Origin of the sequence: Vogesella mureinivorans, from assembly GCF_007644035.1 — a bacterium.
Taxonomy (GTDB): Bacteria; Pseudomonadota; Gammaproteobacteria; order Burkholderiales; family Chromobacteriaceae; genus Vogesella; species Vogesella mureinivorans.
This window is the reverse complement of sequence record NZ_VMTV02000229.1, coordinates 1-295: the sequence shown is the minus strand read 5'-3', so window position 1 is coordinate 295 and position 295 is coordinate 1. Positions and strand designations below refer to the sequence as shown.

Genomic DNA, 295 nt, shown 5'->3' with positions numbered 1-295 from the left:
CCACCGGGAGACGCGCTTTCCACACTTCTTCCCCCGTAGAGGAATCAAAGGCGCGCAGGTAGTAATCCTGGGTTCCCGCAATGAAGACCAGACCGCCCTGCGTGGCCAGCGTACCGCCCAGCGTCGGCATACCGACAGGCATTGGCATGCGCATTTTTACCCCAAACGGACCGGTATCCTGAACGGTACCGACCGGCACCTGCCAGACGATTTTCTGCGTTTTCAGGTCAATCGCGGAGAGAGAGCCAAACGGTGGTTTCTGGCACGGAATGCCCAGCGGTGACATGAAACGGTT

At 59.0% G+C, this 295-nt stretch carries 1 protein-coding gene; it reads right to left on the bottom strand.

What is annotated here, in order from left to right; translation table 11 throughout:
• The coding region (locus FLQ44_RS07935; RefSeq protein WP_147693946.1) for an outer membrane protein assembly factor BamB family protein at positions 1-295 on the bottom strand (295 nt) is incomplete at both ends.